Source organism: Tateyamaria pelophila (genome assembly GCF_019966495.1).
Classification (GTDB): Bacteria; Pseudomonadota; Alphaproteobacteria; order Rhodobacterales; family Rhodobacteraceae; genus Tateyamaria; species Tateyamaria pelophila.
In genome coordinates this window covers 1-2,978 of record NZ_JAIMIA010000247.1, presented here as the reverse complement: position 1 = coordinate 2,978, position 2,978 = coordinate 1, and the positions used below count along the sequence as shown (strand labels likewise).

The 2,978-nt window shown below is 60.9% G+C and carries 4 protein-coding genes; 3 read left to right on the top strand and 1 reads right to left on the bottom strand.

Annotation, left to right across the window (positions count from 1 at the left end):
• Window positions 1-225: hypothetical protein (locus LC354_RS27175; RefSeq protein WP_223429059.1), on the top strand; the 225-nt coding region annotated here is incomplete at its 5' end.
• A gap of 61 nt (window positions 226-286) precedes the next feature.
• Here the strand turns inward: LC354_RS27175 and LC354_RS27170 are convergent.
• Window positions 287-532 carry a helix-turn-helix domain-containing protein gene (locus tag LC354_RS27170; protein ID WP_223429058.1) on the bottom strand — a complete coding sequence of 82 codons (246 nt, stop codon included), beginning with the start codon at window positions 530-532 and terminating at the stop codon, window positions 287-289.
• A gap of 363 nt (window positions 533-895) precedes the next feature.
• On the opposite strand from LC354_RS27170, the gene LC354_RS27165 reads away from it, so the two are divergent.
• Together LC354_RS27165 and LC354_RS27160 are read left to right on the top strand one after the other, a co-directional pair.
• A complete protein-coding gene (locus tag LC354_RS27165; protein WP_223429057.1) occupies window positions 896-1,228 on the top strand; it encodes a helix-turn-helix transcriptional regulator in 333 nt (110 codons plus the stop codon).
• Window positions 1,215-2,549 (top strand): type II toxin-antitoxin system HipA family toxin, encoded by a 1,335-nt coding sequence (locus tag LC354_RS27160; protein ID WP_223429056.1) that lies wholly within the window; start codon window positions 1,215-1,217, stop codon window positions 2,547-2,549. Before LC354_RS27165 ends, LC354_RS27160 begins: the two co-directional genes overlap by 14 nt.
• Window positions 2,550-2,978: the final 429 nt, after the last annotated feature.

The window sequence follows — 2,978 nt, the reverse complement described above, 5'->3', positions numbered from 1 at the left end:
GCCCTCCCTCCGTCACACACCCACCGCGGCGTCTCACCCAGATTGACGCGGAGTCTCACCCTCATTGTCGCGCCGCACATGACCACGATCCGCACCTTCTCCAGGGGCCTGGTCGAATTCGCCGAGGGGTTCCGCATCCTGTGGGAGGCACAGCTGGCCGAGAAGGCGCGCAAGGTCGACAAGGCGCGGGAGGGGGTGCAAGCGAAGGGGCCTGCGACCCATTGATCGCCAGGGTCGGGACCCAAGGTTATTGAGCTATGGCGGCAAATCAAGGCGGTTTACGCGATCAGGGCTTCGCCCCGTCAACCTGACGGTCTTTGGCTGACAGCTCGGCACCAAGAGCCTCGATAAGGCGCAGATAGACATCAAGACTCACGGACACGACGCCATTCTCGACGTCCGAGATGGTGGACTGCGCGGTTCCGGTCAACTTACCCAGCTCCTTCTGGCTAAGCTTCCGCGCGATCCGCCGGGCGTGGAGCGCAACACCTGCCTGGCGCAGACTTCGGATCGGAAACAAGGACAGGTCCATCGGTCGAATCCTATAGTCCGTGAGCTATTTCCTGTAAGTATAGCGTTTGAGCTATAAATTCCACAGACCGCGAGCAGAGATCAGTTGCATCGGTGAGGCAGGTGACTGAATGCTGACCGGCCTTGGTCATCGAGGGACATGTCTCACTTCGGGCGGCCAAGTCGGAATTTGAAGTCGCGCAACGCTCTCAATCGACCAAAAGGGACTGATTATGTACAATTAAGTGAACATATAGATTCATAATGTTCACTTAACCGAACGAAAGCCTTGACAATAGCATCAAGTCACGCAAACAATGTTCAATTAAGCGGATGCGAGGAAAGCTCACGTCCATCAAACTGAACGACTCGTCTGGAGCCCACCATGAAGCGCAAAAGAACCTATGCGCGCCAGACGCGTGAAGCCCTGTCGGTTCTCGGCAAGTTGATCCGGATCGGCCGCATGGAGCGCGGGATGACGGCACAAGAGCTGGCCGACCGCGTCGGCATCAGCCGCACAACGCTTTACAACATCGAGAAGGGCGCGCCGGGGCCCGAGGTCGGCACCGTGTTCGAAGCCGCCGCATTGTCAGGCGTGCGCCTGTTCGACCAGGACGACGCGGCCCTGCGCACGGAAAACGCCCGGCTTGCCGAAAAGTTGACCCTTCTGCCCAAGAGCGTCCGCCCTTCCCGTACGGAGGTCGATGATGACTTCTGACCGCAGGACACCCGACAGCGCCTTCGTCTGGGTCTGGTTGCCGGGCGAGACCGAGCCGGTCGTGGCCGGTCGCATCACGTCGGAGGGCGACCGCTACGCCTTCAACTATGGTGCCAGCTATCTGGACCGGGCAAACGCAATCCCTCTTTACACGCCCGAGCTACCCCTCCAGCGCGGCCGGATCGATCCACCGCCGAACATGGAAATGGCCAGTTGCCTGCGCGACGGATCGCCAGATGCCTGGGGCCGCCGTGTGATCATCAACCGGCTCGTCGGCCCTAAAGCCGCTGATCAAGGCGCGGGCGAGTTGAACGAACTGACCTATCTGCTCGAGTCCGGCTCGGACAGGATCGGCGCGCTGGATTTCCAGCACTCGGCCAGCGAATACGTCCCACGTCTGTCGACGCAGGCGAGCTATCAGGAGCTGATTGAGGCTGCGGACCGCGTCGAAAAGGGCCTGCCCCTGACGCCGACGCTGGACCAGGCGATCCATCATGGCACCTCGATCGGCGGCGCGCGACCCAAGGCCCTGATCGACTATGACGACCGCAAGCTCATCGCCAAATTCTCTTCCAGCAAGGACGTCTACAGCGTCGTGAAGGCGGAGTTCATTGCCATGCGTCTGGCTGCACTGTCCGGCCTCGAAGTGGCCCCTGTCGCGATCTTCGAGACGGCGGGCAAGGACATGCTGCTGATCGAGCGCTTCGACCGGGTCAAAGCGGGAGCCGGATGGCACCGCCGCGCCATGGTCTCGGCGCTGACCATTCTGGGCCTGGGCGAGATGGAAGCGCGCTATGCGTCTTACGAGGACCTGGCCGAACTGATCCGCCACCGCTTCAGCAATCCGAAGGAAACGCTGCGCGAGCTTTACGGGCGGATCTGCTTCAGCGTGCTCTGCGGGAACACCGACGATCACGCGCGCAACCATGCCGCCTTCTGGGACGGCAGGATGCTGACACTGACGCCAGCCTATGACATCTGTCCACAGGGCCGCGCAGGCAACGAGGCGACCCAGGCGATGCTGATCAAGGGCGAGGCGCGGATGAGCACACTCGCCGCCTGCCTGTCGGCGGCGACCGATTTCCACCTGAGCCAAGACGATGCTGCCGCGATCATCGCAGGACAGATCGAGACCATTTCGGACAACTGGGCAGCCTTGTGCGTAGAGTCGGCGCTGAGCCCCGTGGATGCCAAGCTCTTTGCCGGGCGGCAGTTTTTGAACCCCTATTGCGCGCAAGGTCTTGGGCGGCATGAGGCGCTGAAGGCGTGTTTCGACGGTGCAAGGGCACGCATCATTGGCCTGAGCGCACAGCACCGGTAAGCGCAGCACTGCGGACTTATGTCGTCTAAATGACAAACCGTGACTATGATCCGCAGAGCATATTGGCTCCATATGATCCTGCGATCATTTTCATCTGGCAAGGATCACACCGATGGACCAGATTGCCCACACTACCAAAGACCTCTGCCAGGAACTGCGCGCGCGCAAGGCCACGGGCCTTACTCAGGCCGAATTGCCCCCCCCTGCGCGAACGTCTGGCAGCGAACCGTGTCCAACAGCGCAGTGACAACCAGGAAATGCAATCGGCCAACGCACGTGAACCGGTCGCGAACCCATGGTGATATTCGGCTGATACCTTCCCGAGCGCCTTGCGCGGATACAACCAGCGAGCAGTGAAGGACCACCGGCTGACGCCGGAGGCATCATTTGTCGGAATGTAATTCCAGGTACTGCTTGATGACATCGTCT